This is a genomic window from Pedobacter rhizosphaerae (assembly GCF_900111155.1).
Taxonomy (GTDB): Bacteria; Bacteroidota; Bacteroidia; order Sphingobacteriales; family Sphingobacteriaceae; genus Pedobacter; species Pedobacter rhizosphaerae.
In genome coordinates this window covers 18219-19817 of the sequence record NZ_FOGG01000034.1, presented here as the reverse complement: position 1 = coordinate 19817, position 1599 = coordinate 18219, and the positions used below count along the sequence as shown (strand labels likewise).

The window sequence follows — 1599 nt, the reverse complement described above, 5'->3', positions numbered from 1 at the left end:
GCCAAGTCAATTAGTATCGGGTATTTAGTATCAAGTATCAAGTCTGGGTGTCAAATTAAACCTTGTGTTAGAAAAGTTGTAAGTAGTACGTTTTAAGTTTTAAGTCTGGGTGCCAAACAAAAACTTTGTGTATCTCTGCGCCTCCTCTTCCTGCACTTTGTGGTTAAATGGGTTGAGTGTTTATGAGTCTGGGTACGCTAACCTCTCTTTTTCTCTGTGAAAAACTTTGTGCCCTTTGTGGTTAATTGTGTTGTGGGACTTTGCACGCTAACCTCTCTTTTTCTCTGTGAAAAACTTGGTGTCCTTCGTGGTTAATTGGCGTGCGGGTTACGTATTGCGTGTCAAATCCTCTTTTTCGCTGTGAATAACTTCGTGTCCTTAGCGGTTAATCAATAAACAATCTCATTAAAGCTAATATACTGAACAAACCTGGGTAAATCTGAATAATTCGGACTTGCGGCATGCGGAATAGATTGTAGCCACACAATTAAATCACCTCGTCTACCTTCAACCGGAATCTCCAGGCCTTGGTTTCTCAAAGCACTTATAGCTGCCTCAGGGTGATCGTATTGCATTAGATGTTCATCAATTTGGTGCTGAAAGCCTGGAATTAAAGTAAAAGCTCCCCGATTAGCAGGAACATCATTTAAATACAACAATCCCTGGATGTAATATTTTGGGCCAATTTCAAAATCGATGTCCCAATGCAGCGGACTACCCTTAAAGGAAAAATGAGGCGTTACCGGAGGATTATAGCTTACCTTTTCACAATTAGCTAAAATGTTGTTATTGCGATATAAACTGCTAAAAATATGCTTAATCTGCACATTATCTCTAATATGGGCGATGGCATCATCCTGATATTTTTGCAACATTAAACCTTGCAGTAAATCATGCACGGGATACCAGGTTTGCGGATCATTCAGGTCAATATTGAGTGTTTTACAGATCAGGTCACAAACAGCATTACAATCCGATTCATTAATTACCTGCTCTATTTTCAGGTAACCGTTCTCCTGCCAGAATACTTCCTGTTCTTTGGTTAATACACTTGAAAAATTTGTATCAGGTTTGTTTACCTGCTTTTGTAGTTCAAAGAATTGGAGAACGGCACGATCAAAAAATGCTTGTCCCTTAATGGCTATTATCCAACTTTTAAAATGATCAGTATCTACACATTTGCTGTACAGGAAATCGTAAATTTCAAATAAACCCAATTGAAATACGCTTAAGAAAGCTTGTTCTGTTTGGGCAAAGCACTCGTCTACTTGTTTTTGTGGGCTTCTTGGATGGTGGTACTGTCGGTAAATATCAAGAAAGGCAGCAGTGTAGGATAATGGATCGTGCATAAGTAAATGTGCAAATTAAAACATCCAATACTAAGATTAAAATTGGACATCTGGAAATAAATGGGTTGCAGGGATAAAGTTGTATGTTATAAGTCGTAAGTTTTAAGTCTGGGCACCAAAGCACTTCATATCCTTAGCGGTTAATTGAGTTACTAGTTGCGGGTTATGAGTCTGGGTACGCTAACCTCTCTTTTTCTCTGTGAAAAACTTGGTGGCCTTTGTGATTAAATGGGTTGTAGTTTGGGTATCT

1 protein-coding gene is annotated in these 1599 nt (G+C 38.6%); it reads right to left on the bottom strand.

Going from position 1 to position 1599, the window contains the following annotated elements; genetic code table 11:
- Positions 1-389: 389 nt before the first annotated feature.
- On the bottom strand, positions 390-1349 hold the full coding sequence (locus BMX11_RS19770; RefSeq protein ID WP_090887784.1) for a phytanoyl-CoA dioxygenase family protein: 960 nt from the start codon (positions 1347-1349) through the stop codon (positions 390-392).
- Positions 1350-1599 lie beyond the last annotated feature (250 nt).

Excerpts from the sequence above, each read along its gene's own strand:
- BMX11_RS19770 (WP_090887784.1), bottom strand. The coding sequence starts at position 1,349 with ATGCACGATCCATTATCCTACACTGCTGCCTTTCTTGATATTTACCGA.